The sequence below is a fragment of the Bathymodiolus azoricus thioautotrophic gill symbiont genome (genome assembly GCF_001298715.1).
Classification (GTDB): domain Bacteria; phylum Pseudomonadota; class Gammaproteobacteria; order PS1; family Pseudothioglobaceae; genus Thiodubiliella.
The window spans coordinates 1-932 of the sequence record NZ_CDSC02000019.1 but is presented as its reverse complement, the minus strand read 5'-3'; the positions used below and the strand labels follow the sequence as shown (position 1 = coordinate 932).

Sequence of the window (932 nt, the reverse complement as noted above, 5' to 3'; positions counted from 1 at the left end):
CTACTAAAGTGGATGACAGTGCTGCTTATGGAGATTACTACCAATGGGGGCGAGCAAAAGATGGACATCAATCATCTACATCATCGGGCACACAAACTCCATCAAGTGGTATTGTTTCAGGAAATAGTGAATTTATTTACGGAAGAGGGGATTGGACTACAGCTGATAGTAGTGGTGCACTTAGAATAGCCGCTTGGGCAGATGGTGGTAAAAATGACATTTGCCCTGCAGGCTTTAGCGTTCCAACTAAGGTAGATCTAGATGCAGAGACAAGTAATATCACTGATCTCAGCAGTGCCGCATCCAGCTTCTTAAGAATCCCAGCTTCTGGTTTCCGCGATAATAGTAGTAATTCAAGTAGATTATTAAATCAAGGCGATGCCGCCTTATTGTGGGCTCGCAATATTGTGTTGGGGCGGTCGGATTATAGTCATGTGCTTAGCATCAAGCCTCCTCGAGGCTTTTCAGGTGGTGCGGTTATCGGAGAGTATCAACGTACTTCCGGTCTGAACGTTCGTTGCATTAGGGACAAAATATAGAATAATTGGTGGCTGATGGAAATAATGCACTGAACGCTACGCTACAAAATGAAAGCACTTTGGCGCAGATTGCCAGCAAGCATAACATCTTGCCACAAAACCTAGTGAACTGGAAGAAGATCTTCCTTGCTAACGCTGAGATTGCTATGGAGCCATCTAAAGCAGTTAAAGAATACAAGGAAGGAAGTGTAATGGTCCAATCAACTTAGACACATTTCAAGCCACTTTTTTCAATTCAGCCATCTTCTGAGCAGGTGTAATATACCCAATAACTGAATAAATCCTTTTGTAATTGTAAAAATAAATATAACTTTCTACATTTTCTACTACTTCTTGATGGTTGGCAAAGCTTTGATAGTTCAATCGCTCAGTTTTTAAGCTTCTAAAAAAGCG

Annotated in this window: 2 protein-coding genes and 1 pseudogene; 2 read left to right on the top strand and 1 reads right to left on the bottom strand. The window is 41.5% G+C overall.

Annotated elements, in window-relative coordinates; translation table 11 throughout:
- Nucleotides 1-539 (top strand): annotated as a pseudogene (locus BAZSYMA_RS00370) (fibrobacter succinogenes major paralogous domain-containing protein); the annotation flags it as partial.
- Nucleotides 540-547: 8 nt separating this feature from the next.
- Nucleotides 548-748, top strand: coding sequence for a hypothetical protein (locus BAZSYMA_RS00365; RefSeq protein ID WP_090714389.1), 201 nt, complete (start codon nt 548-550; stop codon nt 746-748).
- Between the two features lie 7 nt (nt 749-755).
- Here the strand turns inward: BAZSYMA_RS00365 and BAZSYMA_RS00360 are convergent.
- A partial coding sequence (locus BAZSYMA_RS00360; RefSeq protein WP_143243032.1) for an IS3 family transposase occupies nt 756-932 on the bottom strand: 177 nt, incomplete at its 5' end.